This window comes from Pseudoalteromonas sp. SIMBA_162, from assembly GCF_046535955.1.
Lineage (GTDB): Bacteria > Pseudomonadota > Gammaproteobacteria > Enterobacterales > Alteromonadaceae > Pseudoalteromonas > Pseudoalteromonas marina.
The window spans coordinates 1-238 of the sequence record NZ_JAWJBQ010001157.1 but is presented as its reverse complement, the minus strand read 5'-3'; the positions used below and the strand labels follow the sequence as shown (position 1 = coordinate 238).

Sequence of the window (238 nt, the reverse complement as noted above, 5' to 3'; positions counted from 1 at the left end):
TAAAGCACACGGCGTCGATGGTAACGTTGGCGTTATCTTTCGAGATAACTTCCTGGGAAGGGATATCGAGCACTTGCTCCATCATATTGATCTTGCGACCAATGCGATCCATAAACGGCACCACCAGACTGAGCCCCGGCTGTAACGTTTTGGTATAGCGACCAAAACGTTCTACCGTCCATTGATAGCCCTGCGGCACGATTTTGACGCCCGCGCCGACAATGACCAGCGCGACAAA

General features: G+C 52.1%; 1 protein-coding gene. It reads right to left on the bottom strand.

The annotated features are described in order from the left end of the window. Nucleotides 1–229, bottom strand: a 229-nt coding sequence (locus R0J88_RS23305) for an SPFH domain-containing protein (protein ID WP_410901361.1), incomplete at its 3' end; no start/stop codon positions are given. Between the last annotated feature and the right edge of the window lie 9 nt (nucleotides 230–238).